General features: G+C 59.4%; 1 protein-coding gene and 1 pseudogene. One reads left to right on the top strand and one right to left on the bottom strand.

All coding sequences use genetic code 11. From position 1 onward, the window contains the following. Nucleotides 1-247: pseudogene (locus A6V37_RS20860) on the top strand (molecular chaperone HtpG); the annotation flags it as partial. On the opposite strand, the gene A6V37_RS43345 reads toward A6V37_RS20860, so the two are convergent. Continuing rightward, nucleotides 159-350, bottom strand: a complete 192-nt coding sequence (locus tag A6V37_RS43345) for a hypothetical protein (RefSeq protein WP_482194149.1) — start codon at nucleotides 348-350, stop codon at nucleotides 159-161. The pseudogene A6V37_RS20860 and the gene A6V37_RS43345 sit on opposite strands and share 89 nt — an antisense overlap. Nucleotides 351-438: the final 88 nt, after the last annotated feature.

Genomic DNA, 438 nt, shown 5'->3' with positions numbered 1-438 from the left:
TCTGAAGTCGATCATGCAGAAGAAGTCGGGGAAGGTCGCGCTGCCGAGCGTGATGGAGGAGGAAGAGTGGGACGGGGAAAAGAGCGCGATGGTCACGAAAGACGAAGACGAGACCGTCAATCAGGGCAGCGCAGTGTGGACCCGCGCGAAGAACGACATCACCGACGAGCAGTACCAGCAGTTCTATCAGCACCTCGCGCACGATCATCAGGACCCGCTAGCGGGTCCTGATGATCGTGCGCGAGGTGCTGATAGAACTGCTGGTACTGCTCGTCGGTGATGTCGTTCTTCGCGCGGGTCCACACTGCGCTGCCCTGATTGACGGTCTCGTCTTCGTCTTTCGTGACCATCGCGCTCTTTTCCCCGTCCCACTCTTCCTCCTCCATCACGCTCGGCAGCGCGACCTTCCCCGACTTCTTCTGCATGATCGACTTCAGA

The sequence above is a fragment of the Paraburkholderia ginsengiterrae genome (assembly GCF_001645125.1).
GTDB classification, from domain to species: Bacteria; Pseudomonadota; Gammaproteobacteria; order Burkholderiales; family Burkholderiaceae; genus Paraburkholderia; species Paraburkholderia ginsengiterrae.
The sequence above is the reverse complement of the archived record's forward strand: the minus strand, read 5'-3'. Positions and strand labels throughout refer to the sequence as shown.

Excerpts from the sequence above, each read along its gene's own strand:
- A6V37_RS43345 (WP_482194149.1), bottom strand. The coding sequence starts at position 350 with ATGGTCACGAAAGACGAAGACGAGACCGTCAATCAGGGCAGCGCAGTG.